Genomic DNA, 24,933 nt, shown 5'->3' with positions numbered 1-24,933 from the left:
ATGCTAAGTGACTTTCTGCCTTACGTATTTGACTCAACAGTTAATGAATTAGCATCACGATTCTTTTTAAGAAGTTCAGCGACAAGAAAAGCTAATTCTAATGCCTGATTCGCGTTCAATCTTGGATCACAATGAGTATGATAGCGATCAGAAAGATTTTCTACTGAAATAGCATGTGCACCACCTGTACATTCAGTCACATCACGACCAGTCATTTCAATATGAATGCCACCTGGATAAGTGCCTTCCTTCTGATGTATCGAAAAAAAACTTTCGACTTCTTTTAAAATATGATCAAAGGGGCGAGTTTTATAACCATTCGCCATAATTGTATTACCATGCATTGGATCACAAGACCATAAAACATTGCGTCTCTCACGCTCAACTACACGAATTAGCCTAGGAAGATAATTCTCAATCTTATCATAACCAAAACGTACAATAAGAGTAAGTCTACCTGGTTCATTCTTAGGATTAAGAATATCAACTAACTTCAAAAGCTCATCAGGATCAATAGAAGGACCACATTTTAATCCAATAGGATTTTTAATACCACGGCAATATTCAACATGTGCATGATCAAGTTGGCGTGTACGATCACCTATCCATAACATATGGCCAGATGTAGCATACCAATTTCCAGAATTTGAATCAATGCGTGTTAAAGGTTCTTCATAGTTAAGCAAAAGTGCTTCGTGGCTTGTATAAAAAGACGTTGTGTATAATGAAGAATTTACTTTGGCCGTAATTCCTATTGAACGCATAAAATCTATTATTTCAGAAATACGTTTTGCCAACAATTCATAACGTTCACCTTGCGGGCTATTGGAAATAAAACTCAACATCCATTTATGAACATTTTCTAAGTTAGCATAGCCACCTTGTGAAAAAACACGTAACAAATTAAGTGTTGCAGCCGATTGACGATAGACCATTAACATTCGTCGTGGATCAGGAATACGAGAATCTTTGTCAAATTCAATGCTATTAATAATATCACCCCGATAAGCAGGAAGCTTATCTTTACCTTTGCTTTCCATATCGCAAGAGCGTGGCTTTGCAAATTGACCAGCAATACGACCAATTTTAACAACTGGCTTAGAATTGCCAAAAGTTAAAACAATCGCCATTTGCAAAAACACACGAAAAAAATTACGGATATTATTAGCCTCATATTCTGCAAAGCTCTCTGCACAATCACCACCTTGTAACAAAAAAGCCTGACCTTTAGTAACTGCTGCTAATTTATCTTTCAAATCACGAATTTCACCAGCAAAAACTAAAGGAGAATATCTGCGCAGCTCATTTTCAATATTTGTTAATAGAGCTTGATCTGGATAAGTTGGAACTTGCTTAATTGGCCTTTTTCTCCAAGATCCAGGTGTCCATTTTTTTACCATCGTAACTCTCTCTAAAGCCCCTCCATGCAAATTATAGTGCAAAAGCCTTAAGTTAGTTCACCATAGTACCCAACGTTTAGTCTTCTAACTTCTTTCCATTTTCATATATATAATTTGGTTCATACATCGTTACCAGTTCTTCTGCTGCCGTTGGATGAACTGCCATAGTTTCATCAAATATATCTTTTGTCAGTTTTCCTTTGAGAGAAATTCCAATAAGCTGTGCCATCTCACCAGCGCCCTCACCTAAAATATGAGCACCAACAACGATACGGCTTTCACCATCAACAACAAGTTTCATAAACATCTTTTCTGGATTACCGGAAAGAGTATTGCGCATAGGACGAAACAATGTACGATAAATTTCAACACGTTTATAATAGTGTATTGCATCCTCTTCCGAAAGACCAACTGTCCCAATCTCTGGCTGTGAAAAAACAGCTGTCGCAATTAAATCATAATCAGGTATAGTTGGAGTATTCTTAAATGCGGTTTTAATAAAACGCATTGCCTCATGGATAGCCACAGGTGTTAATTGACAACGGGCAGTCACATCACCAACAGCCCAAATATGGGGTATATTTGTGGTCATCTTTTCATCAACAATAACTGCACCAATTTCATTAAACTTAACCCCTGCCCGCTGAAGCCCTAAACCTACAGTATTTGGTACACGCCCCGTAGCAAACATAATCTGATCAGCACTAATAGTTTGCCCATTTGACAAAATAGCATCATAGCCATTACCGTTGGTTTTAACTTGAGAGACTGTTGCCCCATAGACAATAGAAATCCCCTTTTCAACCATTGTATCACTTAATAACTGCCGCAAATCATGATCAAAATTACGAAGAATTAAGTCACCATGATGGAGCAATGTTGTCTTTACACCTAATCCATGAAAAATATTAGCAAATTCAACACCAATATATCCCCCACCAACGATTATTATTGATTTTGGTAGCTCTTTAAGATCAAAAATCTCATTAGAAGTAAGACATAAATCGCTACCTATTACAGTATTCGATAAAGTTTTTGCTCCTGTTGCGATTAAAATCTTTTCTGCCGTCACTCGTTCACCTGTTGCAGAAAGCTCTAATGTATGATCATCAACAAAAACAGCACGGCTTTCATAAATATGAACATTATTATTTTTTAATTGTCTTCGATAAAGCTCTTCTAGTCTTAATATTTCTTTGTTTTTAGCTGTAACTAATTTTTCCCAGTTAAAAACTGGATCAGCGCATTGCCAACCAAAACCAACGCTATCACTAAATTCTTGTGCGTACTTTGATGCATAAACAAATAACTTTTTGGGAACACAACCACGAATAACGCAAGTACCCCCTATGCGATATTCTTCTGCTATAGCTACACGCTTACCAAGCCCCCCGCGAGACGAGCAGCACGCACACCGCCAGAACCACTCCCAATAACAAATAAATCAAAATCAAAAGATGCCACAAATTCTTCCTTCCCATACACTTATACCGTACAGGTTATTAATCTTTATCACTGAATGAAAGTCTTTTTTGTCTTTAATAAAATTTTTGTACAGATACGATACTTAAAAAGCACTTATTTTCATTAAAAACGATGGTAAAACCGCCGCTTTTAGTAAGTAAAAATATTGATAACTATATACTACCAATAAAACTATTTTGAATCCGTTGAAGAATCAGACCCTGAAGTAATAGGTTTATTCAAACCAAGTATCTCAACCATTTCTTTTTCTACATTTTGTACAAGATCTTGCATGACAGTAGAACGCCACTTATCAAAGACAGAATAAGAGTCACGCGCAACATTTGGAACTTCTGTTAAAAACTTTTTACCAGCAGCAGAATTATAAAATGCTGCAATTGTATCTAGTTCTTCCTGACTAAAATGTTTTATGTACACATGAGCAATTTCTTCTTCCAAATCAGCACGTCGTTTAGCCAAAGCAAGTGCTTGCTTATCAACAATTTCAGAAATAGTTGTTGCTAAATTTGGATCGCCACTTATTAGCTCATTTTTAAGGTTATATGCAGCACTTGGCAAAAAATTATCAAATTGATCGGTTGCTTGAATGGCTTTGATCATTTTTCTTGCTGAATCTAAATGCTGGGCTTTCACATCTTGTGCATAAACTATCCCAATATTCATAATAAAAACGGCAACTATACCAAGCAATACCACAAAGCGTTGGAGAGAAAATATAGTTCTCATTCAATTATTACTCCATAATTATATTATTTCTATTTAAAATTTTAATAGCCTTTTATTATAACCAATACATCAGCATATAACTTATCTCATTCACAAGTCACATGGTTCTAAAATTTTTATTGTACCATCTGCCATTGCTATAATTGAACGTGAAGCTAACCCTAAAAAAAGGCCATGCTCAACAACACCAGGAATTTCAAATAACGCATCTGATAATATTTTGGGCTGCATAATGCGCCCCCAAAATGCATCAAGAATAAAATGGCCTTCATCTGTCTTAAAAGGAATATTGCCATTCATCCGTAACCTAACTTCCCCCGAAAGTCCTAGATCATCAGCTGCTTTTTCAATTGCTTTGCGTGTAGCGCTTATACCAAATTGATTAACTTCAATCGGCAGAGCAAAAGAACCAAGCGTTTTTACCACTTTTGTTTCATCTGCAATAACAAGCATTGTACGAGATGCTGCTGCTACAATTTTTTCACGCAATAATGCTCCACCCCCTCCTTTAATTAAGGTCATATTAGGACCAATTTCATCAGCCCCATCAATATCAAGGTCAAGTTCAGATATTTGTTCTAAAGTAGTGACAGGCACTCCGTATTTAAGACATAATTGTTCAGAATGCTGAGAGGCAGCAACACCAATCACACGCAGACCATTTGCAACACGTTCACCAAGTAGACGAATAAATTCATTGACTGTAGAACCAGCGCCTATACCAAGGCGCATATCATCTTGAACAAACTCAAGTGCTTTAGTAGCCGCTATCTTTTTTAATTTTTGAGCATCCATGAATCACTTTTCCTGTTACCGATTATCTTTATTCATTACGAATTAATAACAAAAAAGTGCTCTGTTTTCCCAATTCTCACAGACTTATTTGCTATTTTCTGTTTTAAAATATCAGTTTATTATAACAAAACATATCACTCTATAGAATACAATGATTAACTAAAGCTCCTTTGAAGTTTGTTTATATTTTCTTCATTTAGTAAACAATTTTAGCATTAATCTTTACGATTAAAATTTATAGTGATCATACATTCCTGCAAAACTATCAACAATTAAGCAGTTAGATAATGAAAAATCATCCCTTTTCTTTTTAAAAAAGAATGTTGGTCATTGATTACAGCTTATAAAAAATTATATAATTTAATGAAGTAATGTAAGAAATGTTGAGGTTATTTTTCTAATATTGTAGAAATTATTATTAAGGTAATAGAAAATTATTCTCGTAAACATAATTAAGCAGAATAATGCATCACCCTCTTATTTTAGTTGTGTCCACCCATTAAAGAAATCAATATAGGGAAATTAAATACCATGAAAGGTCATCCAGAAATCATCAAGCAGCTCAATGAAGCCCTTGCTCTTGAGATTAGTGCCGTTAATCAATATCAGTTACATTCTTGCCTGACAGAAAGTTGGGGTTACACAAAGTTAGCTGAAATAGAACGTAAAGAAGCCACAGAAGAAATGAAACATGTAGATAGAATTGTTAAGCGTATAACTTTTCTTGAAGGGCATCCTAACCTCGAATTCCCTGCGCCGTTGCGTGTTGGAAAAAACCTTAGAGAAGTTTTAGAATGCGATCTTAAAAGTGAGTATGATGCTCGGGAATCCTATCTTAAGTCGCGCGAGATTTGTTCTAAGCTCTCTGACCATGTTTCAAAGAAGTTATTTGATGAATTACTTGAAGATGAAGAGAATCATATTGATTTTCTTGAAACTCAAATTCAACTCCTTAACACTATTGGAGAAGAAAGATACAGTCAACTCAGTGTCAGTTTTTCTGAATTAGAATAAAATTTGCCTTTAGTGTATTTTTCATAAAACTAGCTGTTACGTTAGAACGTTTTTGCAATATAACTCTATATAACTCTATTTTAGAGTTTCTAAAATAGAGTTATATTTTTTTGATACGATCGCTCCATGGTCTTTGAGAATTTTGTCTATGTATGTTCCAAGGTCTATGAAACCCGTTAGAAGACCAAATAATATTTCCGCTTTTAGTCATCATCACACTTCCTCGTGATAGTAATTGTTGAAGTGTAAATGTTATCGGTGCAATCTTGTCGCATGTTTGGTTGCTTATTGTAGATGTTTCAATTACGATATCTGCATTTATACACTGATCTGTTTTTCCATGTAAAACAGCAACTTTTAACCTGTTTTCTAATAAAGCCATACAAATATTATCATTACAAATAAATTGTCCGTTGAGTAATGGACCACTTTTTATTGGTTTGATAGCATTTTGTGCGTGGAATGAATTTTCCCATATAGATAGTGTAAACTTAGAGGCATAGTGACGATCAATATATAATTTTCTTTCATTAATGACCCCTACAAGGCTCATATTATTCGCTATAACTAGTTGCACAGGTGAAGACACCATACAAACAAAAATACCTGTAAAAATAAAAATACTAAAAAAGAATCTGATAGGTGTTTTGAAAAAAGTAAGACCAACTAAGCCTAAGCTTAATAAAAGCAATGCAGATAATGGTATAAATCCAGGATGAAAAGCAGGAGAAATAGCTGTTACAGCATAAGCAATTTTTACTACAAGAGAGATGCCAAAACCCATAATCTGTAGTGGCAACCATTCAAGCCCCACAAGCATTGCAAATGCCGCTATTAACCCAAATGGCATAACAAAAATGAAGACAATAGGTAAGGCTAAAATATTACTGATCATGCCAAGTGGTGCTACATGTGCAAAGTGATAAGCAGCGTAAATTCCACTAGCAGAACCTGCCACAAGTGAAGATATGCAAATTGAAACAAGTGATGAGAAAACAAAACGAAGCACTCCACCTCCAACATAAGAAGGTGTTGTCCTTCCTGTATAAGAAGATCGTCTTTCACTCCACCAACCAAAAGCAGCAATCAAAGCTGCAGTTGCAGAAAATGACATTTGAAAACTGGGACTTAATATTGCATGTGGAATAATAGCTACAGTTACCAAACCAGCAATAGCAAAATTTCGCATTGTCACAGCAGAACGATTACACAACACAGCAATCAATAGAGCAGAAACCATCACAAAGCTTCTTTGCGCCGCTATATTCATGCCAGATAACACCAAATAAAAAGCTGTTATTATTAATGCAACGACAGCAGCAAATTTTTTAGCTGAATAATAAGATGAAAAAATAGGAAAAAGGGCTAAAAAACTACGAATAACGATAAGAACCATACCGCTAAGCAGAGCCATATGCAAACCTGATATTGACAAAATATGAGCTAACCCAGCTACACGCAATGCTTTATTAGTATCCTTTGAAATACCACCCCTTTGCCCAGTTATCAAAGCAGCAGCAATTTGTCCTTCCTCTCCGCCAATTGCTGCATTGATTTGTTGAGTCATTACCATCCGTAAATTTTCAATTTTTTGTAAAACTCTATCTAATATTGTATCGGCTTGTGTAACTGATATCTTAATTGGTTTTCCAAGATAAATTCCATGAGCACCAATTCTTTTAAAATAATTATGGAAACTAAAATCATAACTTCCTGGACGTACAGGTCCAGATAAAGAACGAAGCCTTACTTTCCCATATAATCCATCACCGGAAGCTAATCCATCTGGCAAATGTTTTGCTATTAAACGAACACGATTAGGTGCATGACGTAACATTGGTTTTTCTGTGTTTAAGACATCTACATTTAAGTGGAATCCTCCTTTTTCTATTGGTTCTATAGAAACAATTCTCCCTGTTAATGTGGTGGAAACATCGCTGTCCAACATTGTTGTAGACATACGCCAGGTTTCTATCTTTGCTGCTAAAGCACCCAATATAATACAAAATAAAAAAACAGTTATGAGCCACATTCCTCGATAACAGCGTAAAATATACAACACTCCAAGAAATGTACTAATCAATATAATAAACTGCTTCCAACTTGGTTCTTGATCCAAATTGAAATAAAAAATAACACCTGTGGAAAAAAATATTAAAATTAATAAAAAAGGCAGTCCAAAAGAAATTTCCTTTTGTATGCAATCTGTCAACCACCTCCAGAAAATAATTATATTTTCTTTTAAAAATGTGAGTAAATAAATGCTTTGCCTAGTACAAATGATATTATCTGCGCTATTACGAATAGAAAAATTGTCTTGGTGTATTAGATCCAAATCTTTCTCTTTCGATAAGCTTCTCCTTGATAGACTATCATTAACTTTATTTGGACCTAACATCCGTAAATCCCCACTTTACTCGCAATGTGGCTATTGCACACCCTATTGGCTATGCTAACATAATCTTTTAATAAAGTCCCCAAAATAACATCTTAATTAAAGGATATATCCGTGCCTGTTATCACCCGTTTTGCCCCCTCACCCACAGGTTTCCTTCATATTGGTAGCGCCCGCACTGCTCTGTTTAACTGGCTTTATGCAAAACATAACGGTGGCAAAATGCTTCTACGTATTGAAGATACAGATAGAGAACGTTCAACAGAAGCAGCAGTTAAAGCTATTATAGATGGCTTGCACTGGATGGGACTCAATTATGATGGAGTTCCTATCTCACAATTTGAACGAACAGAACGCCATCGTCAAATTGCTGAACAATTAGTCAAAGATGGCAAAGCTTATTATTGTTATGCTTCACCTGAAGAATTAGCTGAAATGCGTGAAATGGCTCGTGCAGAAGGTCGACCACCACGTTATGATGGGCGTTGGCGTAACCGTGATGCATCTGAAGCTCCCAAAGGGATTAAGCCTGTTATTCGCATTAAAGCACCACAAGATGGTGAAACAATTTTACAAGATCGCGTTCAAGGGGAAATTCGTTTTCCTAACAAAGATCTGGATGACTTCATCATTTTACGTTCTGACGGTACCCCAACTTACATGCATGCTGTTGTTGTTGATGATCATGATATGGAAATAACACATATCATTCGTGGGGACGACCATCTCACGAATGCAGCTCGCCAAACAATTATCTACAATGCAATGGGATGGGATATCCCCATTATGGCGCATATCCCACTTATTCATGGTGAAAATGGTGCAAAATTATCAAAGAGACATGGTGCATTAGGTGTCGATGCCTATCGAGCAATGGGATATCTTCCTGATGCTCTACGTAATTATCTTGTTCGTTTAGGCTGGAGTCATGGCAATGATGAACTTATCTCTACAGAAGACATGATTTCTTGGTTTGATATTAATGATATTAACAAAGGTGCTGCTCGTTTTGATTTCAAAAAACTAGATGCCGTTAATGGGCATTACATTCGTATGAGTAACGATCAAAGCCTTTTCGATGCAGTTCTTAGTATTTTGCCAGAAATTGAAGGCGGTTTAGACATCATGAAAAAACTTGATGAACAAAAATGTGCCCAATTTCTAACTGCAATACCAAATTTGAAACAACGTTCGAAAACACTGCTTGAGCTCATTAATGGTGCCTCCTTTATCTTTACACAACGACCATTACCTCTTGATGAAAAAGCTAAAACACTCCTAAATGGAAATGGTCGAACCATCTTAAAGGGAGTCTATCTTGCCTTAAAAACGTGCTCCAATTGGAATCCAGAAACACTAGATGAAATTCTTCGAAACTATGCACAAACACAACAGCTTAAATTTGGAGATATTGCCCAACCACTGCGAGCAGCTCTCACAGGATATACATCATCACCTGGGGTTTTCGATGTTCTTGCTTTATTGGGGCGAGATGAATCTTTGAATCGCATTAATGACCAAATTGTTTTATCCGAATGTTAATTATATGAATACAAATATAATGAACACAATAAAGATCGAAAGTAAAAATGTCTTAATACAAAATGAATTTAGTTTTTAACTTAAAAAATTGAAATACATATTTATTAAAACTGAAAATAAAAAATATTTTTAGATTGCATAAACTAACTTTTATAGTAAATCTATTCTTAATATAAGTAGGAAAATCTTTAACTATATACCTCCTTATCCGACAAAGCGGCGTCTCAACTTTAAGAGATGAAGGATCTGAAAGGAATATTTAATGTCTGAGAATAAAGCATATATTATCGTAAATGATAAAAAAATAGAATTGCCAGTGCATAAAGGAACCATTGGGCCTGATGTAATTGAAATTACTTCTCTTTATAAAGAAACTGATAGTTTTACCTACGATCCTGGGTTTACCTCAACCGCTTCTTGTGAATCAAAAATCACTTATATTGATGGTGATGAAGGAGTATTACTTTACCATGGTTATTCTATCGACCAATTAGCTGAAAACGGAGACTTCCTCGAAGTATGTTACCTTTTGCTTTACGGTGAATTACCAACTAAACAAGAAAAAACTGAATTTGACCGCCGAATTATGCACCATACAATGGTGCACGAACAATTTTCACGCTTTTTCCATGGATTTCGTCGCGATTCTCATCCTATGGCAGTTATGGTTGCTTGTCTTGGAGCTATGTCCGCATTTTATCATGACTCCATTGATATTACAGACGCAAAACAAAGAATGATCGCTTCTATTCGTCTTATTGCAAAAGTTCCAACTCTTGCTGCTATGGCTTACAAATATAGCATTGGACAACCTTTCATTTATCCACGTAACGATCTTGGTTATGCTGCAAATTTCCTTCACATGTGCTTCTCTGTTCCTTGTGAAGAATACAAAGTTAATCCAGTTCTTGCGCGAGCTATGGACCGAATCTTTACTCTGCATGCAGATCATGAACAAAACGCCTCCACATCAACTGTACGTCTTGCTGGTTCATCAGGAGCTAATCCGTTTGCTTGTATTGCAGCTGGTGTTGCATGCCTTTGGGGACCAGCTCATGGTGGTGCTAATGAAGCATGCCTAAAAATGTTACAAGAAATAGGTTCTATTGAAAAAATTCCTGAATTTATTGCACGTGCAAAAGACAAAAATGATCCTTTCCGTCTTATGGGCTTTGGTCACCGAGTCTATAAAAATTATGATCCACGTGCTAAACTTATGCAAAAAACCTGCCATGAAGTTTTAAAAGAATTAAATATTCAAGATGATCCACTTCTTGATATTGCTATGGAGCTTGAAAAAATTGCTCTAAGCGATGAATACTTTATTGAAAAAAAGCTTTATCCTAATGTTGATTTCTATTCCGGAATTACATTGAAAGCTTTAGGCTTTCCTACTGAAATGTTTACTGTTCTTTTTGCATTAGCACGTAGTGTCGGCTGGGTTGCACAATGGAAAGAAATGATCGAAGATCCAGCACAAAAAATTGGTCGTCCGCGTCAACTTTATACAGGTCGTGCTGCACGTAAATATGTTTCTTTAAATGATCGATAAACTTAAAAAATAAAAAACTAATCAATAAAGCCTCAATTCACTGAGGCTTTATTTTTGAATATTTAAAGATTTTATAATTGCTCAAACAGCATTAAAATTAAAATATCTAAAAAACTTTAACTAAAAATCTTTTTGAAAAAGTATAATACCGTTGTTGAAATAACACCTACTCTACGTCATAAAATAACAGAGTTTAATTACTTCAGCTCAACAATTTGTACCACAGTAGATTTATTGTAATATGTATTTTATCATACTGATCTTTAACAGAGAAAATTAAAAACTTTCATGATAAATATTTTATACTCATAGCAAAGCAAATACTAATAATTTTTGCATTGCTCTCAATAGAGTTTACAGATTATAAAAATATTGATGATTTGACATCTTACTGTGCATTCAACAGGAGAACATAATGAAATTATTAGCAATAATTCTTATGATAAGTGTAACGCTATTTACCCAATTGGTGAATGCTAAAACACTAAAAATTGCAACTGAAGGTTCTTATCCCCCTTTTAGTTATATTGATTCAAACAATAAACTTCAGGGGTTTGATATTGATATATCTTATGCACTTTGCGAAAAAATGAATGTTGAATGCTCAATCATTCTTCAAGATTTTGACGGAATCATCCCCGGTCTTCTTGCAAAAAAATATGATGCTATCATTGCATCCCTAGCTCTTACTCAAGAGCGATTACAAAAAATTGACTTCACAGATGCTTACTATAAAACAGCATTGGCTGTAATTGTTCCTAAAGATTCACAGATTAAAGAAATCTCAGCAGAAGCATTTAAAGGCAAAAATCTTGGTGTACAATCAAATACGACACAATCTATGTATGCGGAAGATAATTATGCCTCTAAAGGAGTGAATATTAAACTCTACCCTACAGCAATAGAAGTAAATCGTGACCTTTTAAGTCATCGCCTTGATATTGTTATTCTTGATAAACTACAAATACTAAGTTGGCTCGAAAATGAAGGAAAAGAATGTTGCCGACTTTTAGGAAGCATTGAAGGAACACAACTGCCTATTGCTATTGGCATACGTCAGAACAATGATGACCTTAAAAATAAGTTCAATGAAGCTATAAAGAAAATCCGTATGGATGGAACATATGACAAAATTAGAAAAAATATTTCGAGGTTGATATTTATTAAAAACTGGAAATTGAATCTGCTATTTACACTTCCAGAAAATAATTATCCATACCTTTATTAGGAGTGCGGAAATGATTGAAAATTTGGCATTGCTATCACTTAGCAATGGGGGGTGGGGTGTGGTTATACTTTCTAGTGCAGGAATAACACTGTCATTAGCTTTATGTAGTGTACTTTTAGGACTTCCTTTAGGTCTTTTAAATGCAGTGATGATTCAATCTAATATCAAGATATTTAAAGTTATAGCTACTCTATTTTCATCAGTATTCCGTGGATTACCAGAACTTTTAACCTTATTTCTTGTTTACCACGGATTGCAAAATCTGATCCAAGCTATATTTAGCTATTTTAATATCGAAACAACATTTAGCATCAACGCTTTTACCGCTGGTGTTCTTGCACTTAGTATGGTTTTTGCAGCTTTTTCTTGTGAAGTTTGGCTTGGAGCATTCAAAATCTTTGATAAAGGTCAATATGAAGCAGCTAAAGCTCTAGGTTTTTCGTGTTCTACTACATTTTTTCGGATTGTCTTTCCTCAGCTTACTCGCAATGCTTTACCAGGGCTTTCCAATACTTGGCTCACTTTGCTCAAAGATACATCTCTTGTTTCAACCATTTCACTGGTCGACCTAATGCGACAAACTAATTTAGCAGTTGCTTCAACCAATAAACCCATGTTTTTTTATCTTGTGGCGTGTTTATTCTATTTATTATTTTCAGCAGTTTCTTCTACAATTCTGCGTTATTTAGAAACATACACTCAAACAACCTATCAAAAGGTCTAATCTGATGATTTCTGGGTGGCTCCATTTTCTTTTCAATACTGAATTTCTAGGTCATTACGGCCCAAGATTTATTGATGGCCTTATTGTTACTCTTGAGCTAACTTTTATTTCCTGCTTTATCGGCTTTTTTCTTGGGATACTTATTACGCTTGCACATTTATCAAGCAATAAGCTCTTACAATATTTATCACGTGCTTATACCTACTTTTTTCGTGGTTCTCCTTTATTGGCACAGCTATTCCTTTTTTATTATGGTCTTGGATCAATGAGCGACTTTTGGCAAAAAATTGGTTTATGGTGGTTTTTTCAAAGCGCATGGTATTGCTGTCTTTTCATTTTTGCGCTCAATTCAGCTGCCTATCAGGCTAAAATCTTTATAGGAAGTTTTCAATCCGTAGCAACTGGACAACATGAAGCATCAAAAGCTTTAGGGCTGAGTAGTTCTACAACATTTTTCAGAATTCTCATTCCTCAAGCAATGATTCTAGCATTACGTCCCTTAGGAAATGAGTTTATTCTAATAATTAAATCCAGCGCTATAGCTTCATTAGTAACTATTTATGATCTAATGGGTATTGCCAAACTAATTTATGCACGCACGTTTGATTTTCAAGTTTATGTTTGGGTTGCTATTATTTATCTTTTTATCGTTGAGCTCATTCACGGTTTTACCGTTCTTATCGAACGCCGTCTAACCCGACATTTACGTTAATGAGACATGGTACAAAATTTTCACTCAACTAAAATGCTAAATGAATTGATTAATTCATCAATAAGAGAACACAACAAAATGAATCTGGAAAATAAAAATAATAAGCCTGTAAATACCGCTAAAAATCCAATTATTTCTATTCAGCATTTGAATAAATGGTATGGAACCTTTCAGGTATTACATGATATCAATTTACATGTAGAAACCGGTGAACGTATTGTTATTTGTGGCCCTTCTGGATCAGGAAAATCAACTTTAATTCGCTGTATTAATCAATTGGAAAAAGCACAAGAAGGCTCAATTTGCATTCATAATGTTGATATTCATACTGCTCCCATACAACAACAAAAAGCTGTCCTACGTACAATAGGAATGGTCTTTCAGAACTTTAACTTGTTTCCTCATATGACTGTCATACAAAATTGTATTTTAGCACCTATGACAGTTCAAGGACTCTCCAAAAAACAAGCAAAAGAACGAGCAATTCGTTACCTTACGCACGTTGGTATTGAAAAACATTGTGACAAATACCCTTTACAACTATCTGGCGGGCAACAGCAACGCGTTGCTATTGCACGTGCACTTTGTATGGAACCTAAAGTGATGCTCTTCGATGAGCCAACGTCAGCTCTTGACCCAGAAAGTGTTGGAGAAGTTTTAGAAGTTATGGCTCAACTAGCAAATACAAGGATAACGATGCTCTGTGTTACCCATGAAATGAATTTTGCTCGTGAAGTTTCAGAAAGAATACTTTTTTTAGAAAACGGGAAAATTATTGAAGATACAGCATCTAATATATTTTTTACTAATCCTAAAAGCCAACGTGCTCGTGAATTTCTTGCTAAAATTAAACATTAATTATTAGCATTATTTTATCTACACTTCTAAATGCCCCGATTTTTTCTTGAGAAAGTTTGTGATCACTTGAGCCGCGATAACTCCTGATGGCAACTCGGTTTTCATCTTCTCTTCTATCATATCAAAAGCATCTAACTGCGCTTGTCGTAATAAACGATTATACAAAAGTTGCTCTATCTGTCTTGCTAACATACCAGGTCGTAAAAATTCATTGAAATATTCTGGAACAACAGGTTTATCAGCAATAATATTTGGAAGAGCAGCACTCCATAATGTTATTTTTGGAAAAATGAATAATTTAGATAAATAGTCAAGTTTATAACAAAGTACCATTGGAATTCTTGCTAAAGCTAATTCAAGGGACACCGTCCCAAGTGCTGCAAGCGCAACACTAGCATCTGTAAAAGCACGCCATTTTGCATCTTCACCAACAACAATCTCAACTTCGCTTTTCCAAGCTTGCGCTAAAAAACGAACTTCATCCATCAAACGTGGTAAAGTCAATACAACAATCCGTAAATTAGGGACACGTTGTTTAATAATTTCCACTGTTCTACCAAAAATAGGCATTAAATGACGAATTTCCGAACTGCGTGACCCCGGCAAAACAATCATTGTAGGTAGTGATGCCTGTTCAACAAAAGGCAAACGTTTCTTTTCTGATTGAACAGTCAAGAGCGGTGGATAAGTTAAAAGGCGATGCCCAACATAGGTAGTAAGTGGCCCTTCTAAATCCCTCATAATCTTTTTTTCAAAAGGAAAAACAGCTAAAATATGATCAACAAATTTGCGTATAGCTTTTGCACGTTCTGGTCGCCATGCCCAAACAGTTGGTGCAACATATTTAATAATAGGAATAGAAGGCGCTAAAATGCGCACCTTTTTTGCAACACGATGAGTAAAATCAGGGCTATCAATAATAATTAAACAATCAGGTTGTTCTTGTGCAATAAATTTGGACAAATTGCGAATATGCATTAGTAATACTGGCAATTTTTTTAATACTGCCCCCAAACCTATTAAAGCAAGATCATCAGAATTAAAAACGCTTTTTAAGCCTAGTGCCTTTAAATGCCTCCCTCCCACACCAATCAAATGAATATTACGCCCTATCTTATGAGATAAAGAAGAAATCAAATCTGCTCCGAGTAAATCACCAGATTCTTCGCCTGCAATAATAGCAATTTTAAAAGAACGATCATTCATCATCAAACTTTTCAAATGTTTCTATAAACAACGAATGTTTGTTAGCTTCTTCTATTGTTTCTTTTAAAGACAATATCAAACTTCTATTTGCCTCTACTGCAATGCCAGCCAATCCACTTTTTGCAACATTAATTACTGTTGTAGGCCCGATTGATGGCAAATCAACCCGGTGATCTTGTTGTGGTTTTGCTGATTTGACAAGAACACCACCTTTCAACGGAATTTGCTTTTTTTCTCGCATTTCATGGACTCGCCGTAACATACCATCGGTTCCTTCTGCACCCTCTAATGCAACAACTCGACCATTAATAGCTACAGCTGCTTGTCCAACATCTAATTGACCTAAAAGCCTTGTTGCCTTAGCCGCTAATTGAATATCCACATTTTCCTTCTGAGTAGCACGCCGCGATGTTAAATTAAATTCTATCGGAGCTAATAGATCTGGCAGCACTTCATGAGCACCAATAACTTGAAAACCATGCGCTTCAATAACTCGTATACAGGCTTTCAATAATGAATCATCGCCACTCCCCAATGCCTTTAACAACTTAGGTAAAGCCAATAAAGTTGTCCAATCAGGTCGTAATTGTAAAAGAGTCGGTCGCTTTTTTACACCACCTGCCAAAATAACATTGCAAATCGCAACTTCTTTTAAAGTCTTAAACAACCGCGCTAACTCTCCAATCGATAGTTCGCAATGTTCATAGTTATATAATGCAGCGTCTGCTTCATCACGCAAAAGTACAAGAAAAGGCTTTTGTCCACTTTCTTCAAGTGCCCGAAAAACAGTAACGGGTAAAATACCACTCCCCGCTATAATGGCAACTCTACCGGAAAGAAAATTTTTGGTACCGGAAAAAGACATTTTTAACTCTTATTTGAGCTCATTATATCACTTTCAAATCGAGGTGTACAATAAAAACGTTTTCCTCCTTCTTGAATAAAATTAACTATATCAACTACAGATTGAAATGTAGAATAAGAAGAAAAAACATCATTTACGCGTTCTTTAAGCGGTTTATAATGATCAAAAAGCATATTAACTGCATGACGTAATGTGTGAATTTCTTTACGTTTAAAACCAGCGCGTTTCATACCGATAATATTTAATCCCGAAAATTTTGCCTGCACGCCAACAGCCATCCCATAGGGAATTAGATCACCAACCAATGCAGATACACCACCAACAAATGCATGATGCCCAATGCGAACAAACTGATGAACACCAGAACCACCACCGATAATAACATAATCGCCAACTGTAACGTGACCACCGATCATTGCATTATTTGCAAATGTTACACAATTTCCTACATGACAATCATGTGCAACATGCGCATAAGCAAAAAATTGACAATCATTACCAACAACCGTCGTACCTATACTTGAATCGGACCCCCTGTGCATTGTTACACCTTCACGAATCGTGCAATTTCTACCAATAGAAAGTGTTGTATCACCACCTTTATGTTTATTATTTTGTGGATCTGCACCTAAAATTGCATGTGGAAACACTTTACTATTAGCCCCTAACGTTGTTTTTCCCATTACTACAACGTGACTCATCAAATTGCATCCATCACCGATAACAGCTTTGGGACCAATATGACAAAATGGTCCAATCGACACATGCTCACCAAGCTGTGCCCCCTCCTCTACAAAGGCAGTCGGATGAATTTTTGTACCAGACATTTTTAAATTCCTATTTCATTGTTTGCTCTGATTCGACAATCATTGCAGAAACTTCTGCTTCAGAAACGCGAATACCCTCTACTTCTGCAACACATGAAAAACGTCTAACACCGGATCGCTTTTTTAACAGTTGAACATGAAGCTTTAATTGATCACCAGGTACAACTGGCTTACGAAATTTTGCATTATCAACAGTCATAAGATAAACTAAGCCTGTTTTTTTATCATCTAATTTTAAAAGTGAAATAGCTCCCGCTGTTTGCGCCATAGCTTCTAAAATTAAAACACCAGGCATAACTGGTTTTTCAGGAAAATGCCCCATAAAATAGGGTTCATTAATTGTCACATTTTTAATACCAATAGCTTTTTGATCGCCATCAATTTCAATGATACGATCAATCAATAAAAACGGATAACGATGCGGTAATATTGACAGTAATTTATCAATATCTACAGTTTCTAGACTTTTGATCTCTCCCGTGTTGATCATATCAACGTTTCTCCCTTTTGACTTTACCAATACTACGCAGTGCCGCCACTTCACGAAACCACTGTTTAAATGGTCGTGCTGGAATGCCACCCCATTTTTCACCATCTGGAATATCATTCATAACGCCACTGCCAGCAGCAATTTGAACACATTCACCTATCGCGATATGATCTGCAACTCCAACACTTCCACCAAGCCGAGACATATCACCTATAGATGTACTTCCAGCAATCCCACATTGAGCAGCAATAAGGCAATAACGACCAATTTTTACATTATGAGCAATTTGTACTAGATTATCGATTTTGCTTCCCTCACCAATAATTGTATCTTCAAGCGTTCCGCGATCAATCGTTGTATTTGCACCAATTTCTACACCATCTTGAATGATCACGCGACCAAGATGTGGAATTTTTTCAATTCCAGCAACACCATTAACATAGCCAAAACCATCCTGCCCAACACAAACACCAGGATAAAGATAAACCCTATCACCTATTAAAGAGTACTGAACTGTAACTTTAGGAGCAATATAACATTCACGTCCAATACGGCAATTTTCTCCAATAATAGCAGTTGATGAAACAAGTGTACCTGAACCAATTTCAACATTTTTACCAATAACAGCCCCAGCTTCAATACACACATCATCTTCAAGTTTAGCACTTGGATGAATATGTGCATGTGGTGAAATTTCTTTTTTACCAAACCAAGGTATTGGCTTAACAGAATCAGGAAATAAAATGCGCCCAATCTGAGCAAAATCACGTTGCGGTGTTGATGTCACCAAAATTGCAATAGATTTAGGAATTTTAAGAGCGATATCATTTGTACAAAAAACAGCAACTGCAGAACTTCTTAATAAAGCATCAGAAAATTTTTGATTCTCTATAAAAACAAGAGAACCTTCCTCAGCACTTTCAATAGAAGAAAGAGTATTTATAACTGTATTAGAAAACTCTGGATTAAGAAGTTTTGCACCTGTCAGCTCTGCAACATCAGCGACTGTCAACCGCCGAGAGGGCGTAAAAAAAATGCACCCGCCATCACAAACACTCTATTCCTAGCCTATTTATTTCTTAATGAAATTTCCCCTCCTCCCAGAGAAAATTCAAATTAGAACTTAGTAGAAATACCAAACTCAAATTTCTGCACTTGATCACCTTTTTGCTTAGTTATTGGCCAAGCATAATTAACACGAAGAGGACCAAACGGGGATTCCCACATCAAACTAACACCCGCAGATGTACGCCATGCACTTCCTGTATCTGTAACCGGCATTTCATTTTCAAGAACAGGTTTATAGTCATGGCCATAGAGCGTTGCAGCATCTGCAAATATAGCACCACGGAAGCCTAAACTTTCAGGCACAACAGGTATAGGAAACTGTAATTCAGCAGTTGCATTCATATACGCTTTACCACCTAAGAAGTATGCTTCACCATTATTAGAAACCTGACGAGGACCAATTCCGTTATATTTGAACCCCCTGATCATATCAGTATCGCTTTTAAACATATCAAAGATACGGACACCATCTCTACCTATTGGATGAATATAACCACTACCAACAGAAAGCAGACTGACAAGATCCATTTCATCAGAAAGTGTCTTGTACATCATTGCCTTACCAGTTGTTTTTAAAAATTGAGCATTTCCACCTAGCCCTGCATATTCCTGCATAGCGCGAATGTATAAACCATCATGCGGATTATTCATATCATCAATAGAACTATAGGTTAGACCATAAATAATGGATGAACGCTTCCAAGGGCTATGCTTTGCAGCTTGAACAATCGCACCAGAATATTTTCCATATAATTCTGCTATGACATCATCATTAGTTAAATCATAACCTTTACCAAAATCATACTCTTCCTGCACATAAGAATAACCTAAATTGGCAGATAATTGCTCAAAAATTGATACACCAAACCGGAGCGATCCCCCTGTTTGTCGCACATCATATGCATTATCAGCACGATAAGTACTACGGAAAATATCAACACCAGCAGACAAACGATAACCCAAAAAATGAGGTTCAACAAACGACAAATTATAATTACGAGACTTCTCTTGTCCAGCACCCAAACTCAATCGAACATATTGACCACGCCCACCAAGATTGCGCTCGGTAACAGAAACCTCAAGAGACATACCTGGAGTATTACCCCCTGTTGTATAACCACCTGAGAAAGAAAGGTCTCCTGTTGGAACTTCTACGACATCTACAACCAATACAACCTGATCAGAGTCATCAGTTGGAACCATCGAAATATTAACTGCTTTGAAAAAACCTAAATTTTCTAGTCGACGTTTTGCTCGTTGCACTAACGTTTGATTATAAGCATCCCCCTCATTTAAATCAATTTCACGACGAATAACATAATCTCGAGTTTTTTCATTACCACGTATTTCAATCCGCTGAACATAAACTCGAGGGCCTTGTTCAATATTATAGACAATCGAAATTGTACGATTTGTAAAATCACGATTTCCTCGTGGATCAACCTTAGCAAAAGCATACCCAGAATCAGCAACCTTATTATTAATAATTGCAACAGATTTCTCAATATACGCCGCGTTATAAATAATACCTGGACGGGTTTTAAGTGCCTCTTTTATAAATTGGGTATTAATCCCCTCAATATCACTTTCAACTTGAACATCGCCAATTTTATAGCGCTCCCCTTCATCAAGAATGAAATTAATTTTGTAACTATTACTCTTTTCATCAAAAACTACTTTAGATGAAACAATCCGAAAATCTGCATAACCACGATTATAATAAAAACGACGCAATGCCTCTTCATCTGCGGCTAAACGCTCTTCATTATAAACATCACCTCTCATCAATAATGAGAATATTCCTGAAGGTCTTGTTGAAATGACATCGCGCAAGCGGCGTGTTGGAAATGTATTATTTCCTTCAAACGTAATATCGGCAATTTTCGTCTTCTGGCCTTCAACAACGTTGAAAACTACATTCACACGCCCTTTCCCTAAATCAACAGTCTGAGCTGTGACTACAACATTCTTTCGACCAACAGTACTATAAGCCTCACGAATTACCCTTATATCAGCTGAAAGCTTAGCAGAACTAAAAGTTTCATTTGGTTTCAAAGAAATAAAACGTTTAAGATCAGGATCTTTGAGTGTTTTATTACCTTGAAACAATACCTGATTAACTACTTCATATTCTTTAACTGCAACAATCAGCTTGTTACCCACTTGATTTATTTTAATGTCATAAAATAAACCTAATGCAAAAAGACGTTTCACTGCAGCATCAATATCGTCACTCGCTAAACTTCTTCCAATTACAATTTGTATGTTATCCCGAATTATCTGAGCATCCACAAATTTATTACCATGCACCTCAATAGAATGAACGACAGACGCCTGTGCTTTTTCAACCATCGAAATTGACGTAACGGCTACCGTTGGAGCAACTACAACCATAGCTAACACCAACATAGATGCTGCGTTAAGAAGTTTCGAATTCGTAGTCATTAGTTTCTTTACCTTAATCTTTTTCTTTAAATATGACGTCTCAAAAAATATGTATAAAATAACTTTTTATTCAACGAGACTCTCATGTTCTATCCACTTATTTTTTTACTGACTATAGCATATAACGCCATAATATTTTGCAGATATAGTAAATCTATGAATATGGTAAACAGCTTTTAATCTCCATTTTTTTCACCATTATCTAATTTATAAAGTATTTTCCATAATTTAATAACCAAACCAACAAAAATAATCATTAAATAGTGCAAAAATCATAAACATGAACACAACAAAGAAACCTATGTAGAAAGTGATTTCCTGAATTTTAATTGGTACCTGTCTTCCAGCAATAGCCTCAATGACATAAAATAATAAATGCCCACCATCAAGCGGAGGAATTGGAAAAAGGTTAATAAGACCAATGCCAATTGAAAGAAAAGCTGTAAAATTTAAAAGAGAGATAAATCCTGACTCACTAATCTGCCAAGCAATCTTAACAGTTTTAGAAGGGCCACTTAACTGGCAACGATCTCCTCGTCCTTCCATTAAACGACTAACAAAAAAAACTGTTTGAGTAATGATAAACGCTGCGCGTTTTGATGCCTCTCCTACTGCTCCTAAAAGATTATAGTGAATATGTTTCTCATAAGCTTGATCCAAACGCATAGGATTAACTGGATCAACAGGTGCTCCCACACCGATCATGCCCACACGAACCCGATTGCCAAATCCATCATCTCTCTCAGTCATTATTGGTGTAATAACTGTCTTAAACACTTGCCCCATACGTTCTAGTTTAAATTCTATGGGATCTTCATTATGAAAAGTCACATAAGTTATTAAATCTTCAAAACTTTCAACCCGCTGACCATCCATTTCAACAAAACGATCACCTAATACCAAACCTGCTTGAATAGCAGGAGCATTTTCCACCAATGAGCCAACAACAGGTTCAATGGCGACGCGTCCATAAGAAAAGAAAAAAATGTTAAAACAACAATACTAAAAAGAATATTAAATAAGGGACCCGCAAAAACAGTTGCTGCTCTTTTCCAAGCATGAGCACTCGCAAATGAACCACACACTTGTGGAAACGATTGTGATGATAGCATACTTGTCCCATCTTTATCCCCTACAAATTTCACATATCCTCCTAAGAGAATAAGTGCTAAACGCCACTGTGTGCCGTGTTTGTCTGTATAACTAAATATTTGTGGCCCAAACCCAAGTGAAAAAACTGATACCCTAATACCGCACCATCGTCCAATAAGATAATGTCCCATTTCATGTACAAAAATGATAACCATAATAACGAAAACAATACCTAGCCCCCTTAAAAACAAATCACCTACACTAAATATATGATGAAAAAATTCCAAAATACCCTCCCCCAATTTAAATCATACAAAAGAAATTAAAAGGTGTGTTCATACCAGACATAAATGAACCAATGATATACAGAAGAAAAGCGGCACCAATTAAACCATCCATACGATCCATAAATCCGCCATGTCCAGGCAATAAAGAACTAGAGTCTTTAACAGAAAATCGCCTTTTCAACCATGATTGCCCTAAATCGCTTATTTGTGAAATAATTGACAAAATTAAAGCAAGTAATGGCATAAAAAAAATTGCTGGGCTTTTATCAAAAGCCCAAAAAGCAACTAATATACCACCTAAAATTCCGGCAAGTGTACCACTAACCGCTCCTGACCATGTTTTATTAGGCGAAAACCGCGATGCTAATTTTGGACCACGAAATGCACGACCTCCAAAATACGCAACAATATCTGTTCCCCATACGACCACAAATAAAAAAATAACCACCCAAAATCCCAATACTTCATGACCTCGTAAAAAGGATAGAGCCACTACAGGAACAGATGCATACAAAAAACCACAAAAAACCCAACCAATATTCCTAAGAGATCCAATACTTAACAGTGCTGCTAAAACCATTAAAACACCAAAAATCAATAAAGCAGGTGCACTTAAAATTAAAAATAAACCAAAAACCAAATAAAAAATCCCGGCTAATATTTTTTGTAAAGTGTTCCATTTTTCTTTAGTAATATTAACCCATTCATAAAGGATGAAGCCTCCAATTCCCCATACAAATAAAAAAAACACAACCCCTCCAAACCATGTCAAGCACAAAGCAATAGTGCCAAAAACAAAAGCTGTCAGAATACGAGAAACAAGATTAGACAAAACGATCTCCAAATAATCCAAAAAGGGTATAAAACAAAAATTAACATGAGAAAAATTTCTGCCCATGTGATATGTATATATTCATATTTTTTACGTTTTACCGACACTGATCACAAATGCTTTCAGCATATTAATAGTGCCCATTAAGCCAATAATCTTAGGTTACACTCGCCTCAAAAGTTTGTTCATCAAAATTAAACAAAAATACAATTCAGAACATACTGCCTGACACGAAAAATTAGAAAATTGTTATTTACTACTTTTGCAAACAATTAGATCAGGAGCCAACATCTGTTTCGTATCCAAATCTTTCTTTCTGCCAAACCATCTGTAATATGCTCAGGAGATAAAAAACATCAGAAACTAATCTGGACGAGATAACAGAGTGTTTAACTTATTTATTGTACTCCCTGTTTAAAAGTAACGATAAAATTTAGACATTTAATATTGCGCTATATACTCTGTATTCACAAGCACTGCTAAAATACCTTATAAAAAACTTAATCGATTACCCATAATATAAATACGAATATTTCTTATTATGCAAATCAATAAGATCACACTTAATAAAAATCTTTAATAATCTCATTGAGAATTTAGTTAGTAACAAATGATCCTATTTAATTTTCAGATAAAAACACAAAAACTATCAACCATTTCAAACCTACCCTTCTTGCAGAGTATACAATACAACAAATAAAGAACGTCTATTTTTGATGTCTTGTTATCAAAGTTAATTGTTATACGTGCCTATTAATTCTTTTCCATTCATAACAATGACAATATAATGCAGATATGACATTATTTTTTAACAAAATAAATTAAACTTGCATAATATCTGCTTCTTTCACACCCAAAATCTTATCGATATCTGTAATGGTTTCATCTGTAAGTTTTTGAACTTTTTCAGATAAATTACGGGATTCATCTTGGCTAATCTCACCTTCCTTTTCTAATTTTTTCAAATTATCCATACCATCACGACGAACATGACGAGTAGCAACACGAGCTTGCTCTGCATATTGATGTGCAATTTTTACTAATTCCTTACGGCGTTCTTCATTTAATTCAGGTATAGGAATACGCAAATTCATACCATCTGTAATGGGATTGAAACCAAGACCAGAATCGCGAATAGCGCGCTCCACAGCCCCTACCATCGTTTTATCCCATACAGAAACTGAAAGCATACGCGGCTCTGGAACAGAAATATTAGCAACCTGTTGTATAGGTACAGTAGAACCATAAGCTTCAACTGTTAATGGCTCTAATAAACTGGCTGAAGCTCGCCCAGTTCGCAAACCACTCAATTCGTGTTTAAAAGCTGAAACTGCACCATCCATTCGCCGTTTCAGATCATCCATCATCGATGTAACATTCATATCTCTGT

The 24,933-nt window shown here is 35.7% G+C and carries 18 protein-coding genes and 3 pseudogenes; 7 read left to right on the top strand and 14 right to left on the bottom strand.

The genetic code is table 11. The features are described 5' to 3' along the window. Positions 1–20: 20 nt before the first annotated feature. The 4 genes and pseudogenes from BWD121_RS02005 to rpiA all read right to left on the bottom strand — a co-directional run bounded on the left by BWD121_RS02005 (position 21) and on the right by rpiA (position 4,406). Positions 21–1,400 carry a 3-deoxy-7-phosphoheptulonate synthase class II gene (locus BWD121_RS02005; protein WP_078663171.1) on the bottom strand — a complete coding sequence of 460 codons (1,380 nt, stop codon included), beginning with the start codon at positions 1,398–1,400 and terminating at the stop codon, positions 21–23. Positions 1,401–1,476: 76 nt separating this feature from the next. Then, positions 1,477–2,864, bottom strand: a pseudogene (gor, locus tag BWD121_RS02000) (glutathione-disulfide reductase). A gap of 192 nt (positions 2,865–3,056) precedes the next feature. Beyond that, a complete protein-coding gene (locus tag BWD121_RS01995) occupies positions 3,057–3,611 on the bottom strand; it encodes a DUF2059 domain-containing protein (RefSeq protein WP_078663170.1) in 555 nt (184 codons plus the stop codon). 90 nt (positions 3,612–3,701) lie between these two features. Next, positions 3,702–4,406 (bottom strand): ribose-5-phosphate isomerase RpiA, encoded by a 705-nt coding sequence (gene rpiA, locus BWD121_RS01990; RefSeq protein WP_078663169.1) that lies wholly within the window; start codon positions 4,404–4,406, stop codon positions 3,702–3,704. A 531-nt stretch (positions 4,407–4,937) separates the two neighbouring features. On the opposite strand from rpiA, the gene bfr reads away from it, so the two are divergent. Then, a complete protein-coding gene (bfr, locus tag BWD121_RS01985; RefSeq protein ID WP_078663168.1) occupies positions 4,938–5,420 on the top strand; it encodes a bacterioferritin in 483 nt (160 codons plus the stop codon). A 100-nt stretch (positions 5,421–5,520) separates the two neighbouring features. On the opposite strand, the gene BWD121_RS01980 is transcribed toward bfr, so the two are convergent. Beyond that, positions 5,521–7,818 carry a ComEC/Rec2 family competence protein gene (locus BWD121_RS01980; protein WP_078663167.1) on the bottom strand — a complete coding sequence of 766 codons (2,298 nt, stop codon included), beginning with the start codon at positions 7,816–7,818 and terminating at the stop codon, positions 5,521–5,523. Between the two features lie 111 nt (positions 7,819–7,929). On the opposite strand from BWD121_RS01980, the gene gltX reads away from it, so the two are divergent. The 6 genes and pseudogenes from gltX to BWD121_RS01950 all read left to right on the top strand — a co-directional run bounded on the left by gltX (position 7,930) and on the right by BWD121_RS01950 (position 14,431). Beyond that, positions 7,930–9,357, top strand: a complete 1,428-nt coding sequence (gene gltX / locus BWD121_RS01975; protein ID WP_078663166.1) for a glutamate--tRNA ligase — start codon at positions 7,930–7,932, stop codon at positions 9,355–9,357. Positions 9,358–9,619: 262 nt separating this feature from the next. Beyond that, the gene (gene gltA / locus BWD121_RS01970) at positions 9,620–10,909 is read left to right on the top strand and encodes a citrate synthase (RefSeq protein ID WP_078663165.1); all 1,290 of its coding nucleotides are present in this window, start codon (positions 9,620–9,622) and stop codon (positions 10,907–10,909) included. A 415-nt stretch (positions 10,910–11,324) separates the two neighbouring features. Beyond that, positions 11,325–12,076: pseudogene (locus BWD121_RS01965) on the top strand (transporter substrate-binding domain-containing protein). 71 nt (positions 12,077–12,147) lie between these two features. Next, positions 12,148–12,861 carry an ABC transporter permease subunit gene (locus tag BWD121_RS01960; RefSeq protein ID WP_078663164.1) on the top strand — a complete coding sequence of 238 codons (714 nt, stop codon included), beginning with the start codon at positions 12,148–12,150 and terminating at the stop codon, positions 12,859–12,861. 4 nt (positions 12,862–12,865) lie between these two features. Next, entirely contained in the window at positions 12,866–13,573 is a 708-nt protein-coding gene (locus tag BWD121_RS01955) for an ABC transporter permease subunit (RefSeq protein ID WP_078663163.1), read from the top strand. A gap of 78 nt (positions 13,574–13,651) precedes the next feature. Continuing rightward, positions 13,652–14,431 carry an amino acid ABC transporter ATP-binding protein gene (locus BWD121_RS01950; RefSeq protein ID WP_078663162.1) on the top strand — a complete coding sequence of 260 codons (780 nt, stop codon included), beginning with the start codon at positions 13,652–13,654 and terminating at the stop codon, positions 14,429–14,431. 18 nt (positions 14,432–14,449) lie between these two features. Here the strand turns inward: BWD121_RS01950 and lpxB are convergent, their stop codons facing one another. From lpxB to frr, 9 genes and pseudogenes are all read right to left on the bottom strand, one after another. Then, positions 14,450–15,637, bottom strand: a complete 1,188-nt coding sequence (lpxB, locus tag BWD121_RS01945) for a lipid-A-disaccharide synthase (RefSeq protein ID WP_078664046.1) — start codon at positions 15,635–15,637, stop codon at positions 14,450–14,452. Then, a complete protein-coding gene (lpxI, locus tag BWD121_RS01940) occupies positions 15,630–16,502 on the bottom strand; it encodes a UDP-2,3-diacylglucosamine diphosphatase LpxI (RefSeq protein ID WP_078663161.1) in 873 nt (290 codons plus the stop codon). Before lpxI ends, lpxB begins: the two co-directional genes overlap by 8 nt. 2 nt (positions 16,503–16,504) lie before the next feature. Then, positions 16,505–17,329 carry an acyl-ACP--UDP-N-acetylglucosamine O-acyltransferase gene (lpxA, locus tag BWD121_RS01935; protein WP_078663160.1) on the bottom strand — a complete coding sequence of 275 codons (825 nt, stop codon included), beginning with the start codon at positions 17,327–17,329 and terminating at the stop codon, positions 16,505–16,507. A 10-nt stretch (positions 17,330–17,339) separates the two neighbouring features. Continuing rightward, complete coding sequence (gene fabZ / locus BWD121_RS01930) at positions 17,340–17,819, bottom strand: 3-hydroxyacyl-ACP dehydratase FabZ (protein WP_078663159.1); 480 nt, start codon at positions 17,817–17,819, stop codon at positions 17,340–17,342. Between the two features lies 1 nt (position 17,820). Beyond that, positions 17,821–18,831 carry a UDP-3-O-(3-hydroxymyristoyl)glucosamine N-acyltransferase gene (gene lpxD / locus BWD121_RS01925; protein WP_240536677.1) on the bottom strand — a complete coding sequence of 337 codons (1,011 nt, stop codon included), beginning with the start codon at positions 18,829–18,831 and terminating at the stop codon, positions 17,821–17,823. A 104-nt stretch (positions 18,832–18,935) separates the two neighbouring features. After that, a complete protein-coding gene (gene bamA, locus BWD121_RS01920; RefSeq protein ID WP_078663157.1) occupies positions 18,936–21,332 on the bottom strand; it encodes an outer membrane protein assembly factor BamA in 2,397 nt (798 codons plus the stop codon). A 228-nt stretch (positions 21,333–21,560) separates the two neighbouring features. Beyond that, positions 21,561–22,711 (bottom strand): annotated as a pseudogene (rseP, locus tag BWD121_RS01915) (RIP metalloprotease RseP). 16 nt (positions 22,712–22,727) lie between these two features. Further along, entirely contained in the window at positions 22,728–23,543 is an 816-nt protein-coding gene (locus tag BWD121_RS01910; RefSeq protein WP_078663156.1) for a phosphatidate cytidylyltransferase, read from the bottom strand. Between the two features lie 821 nt (positions 23,544–24,364). After that, entirely contained in the window at positions 24,365–24,925 is a 561-nt protein-coding gene (gene frr, locus BWD121_RS01905; protein WP_078663155.1) for a ribosome recycling factor, read from the bottom strand. Positions 24,926–24,933: the final 8 nt, after the last annotated feature.

Source organism: Bartonella sp. WD12.1 (assembly GCF_002022415.1).
Classification (GTDB): domain Bacteria; phylum Pseudomonadota; class Alphaproteobacteria; order Rhizobiales; family Rhizobiaceae; genus Bartonella.
The sequence above is the reverse complement of the archived record's forward strand: the minus strand, read 5'-3'. Positions and strand labels throughout refer to the sequence as shown.

Coding starts and splice junctions, on each gene's coding strand:
- BWD121_RS02005 (WP_078663171.1), bottom strand. CDS start 1,400: ATGGTAAAAAAATGGACACCTGGATCTTGGAGAAAAAGGCCAATTAAG.
- BWD121_RS01995 (WP_078663170.1), bottom strand. CDS start 3,611: ATGAGAACTATATTTTCTCTCCAACGCTTTGTGGTATTGCTTGGTATA.
- rpiA (WP_078663169.1), bottom strand. CDS start 4,406: ATGGATGCTCAAAAATTAAAAAAGATAGCGGCTACTAAAGCACTTGAG.
- bfr (WP_078663168.1), top strand. CDS start 4,938: ATGAAAGGTCATCCAGAAATCATCAAGCAGCTCAATGAAGCCCTTGCT.
- BWD121_RS01980 (WP_078663167.1), bottom strand. CDS start 7,818: ATGTTAGGTCCAAATAAAGTTAATGATAGTCTATCAAGGAGAAGCTTA.
- gltA (WP_078663165.1), top strand. CDS start 9,620: ATGTCTGAGAATAAAGCATATATTATCGTAAATGATAAAAAAATAGAA.
- BWD121_RS01960 (WP_078663164.1), top strand. CDS start 12,148: ATGATTGAAAATTTGGCATTGCTATCACTTAGCAATGGGGGGTGGGGT.
- BWD121_RS01955 (WP_078663163.1), top strand. CDS start 12,866: ATGATTTCTGGGTGGCTCCATTTTCTTTTCAATACTGAATTTCTAGGT.
- BWD121_RS01950 (WP_078663162.1), top strand. CDS start 13,652: ATGAATCTGGAAAATAAAAATAATAAGCCTGTAAATACCGCTAAAAAT.
- lpxB (WP_078664046.1), bottom strand. CDS start 15,637: ATGAATGATCGTTCTTTTAAAATTGCTATTATTGCAGGCGAAGAATCT.
- lpxI (WP_078663161.1), bottom strand. CDS start 16,502: ATGTCTTTTTCCGGTACCAAAAATTTTCTTTCCGGTAGAGTTGCCATT.
- lpxA (WP_078663160.1), bottom strand. CDS start 17,329: ATGTCTGGTACAAAAATTCATCCGACTGCCTTTGTAGAGGAGGGGGCA.
- fabZ (WP_078663159.1), bottom strand. CDS start 17,819: ATGATCAACACGGGAGAGATCAAAAGTCTAGAAACTGTAGATATTGAT.
- bamA (WP_078663157.1), bottom strand. CDS start 21,332: ATGACTACGAATTCGAAACTTCTTAACGCAGCATCTATGTTGGTGTTA.
- frr (WP_078663155.1), bottom strand. CDS start 24,925: ATGAATGTTACATCGATGATGGATGATCTGAAACGGCGAATGGATGGT.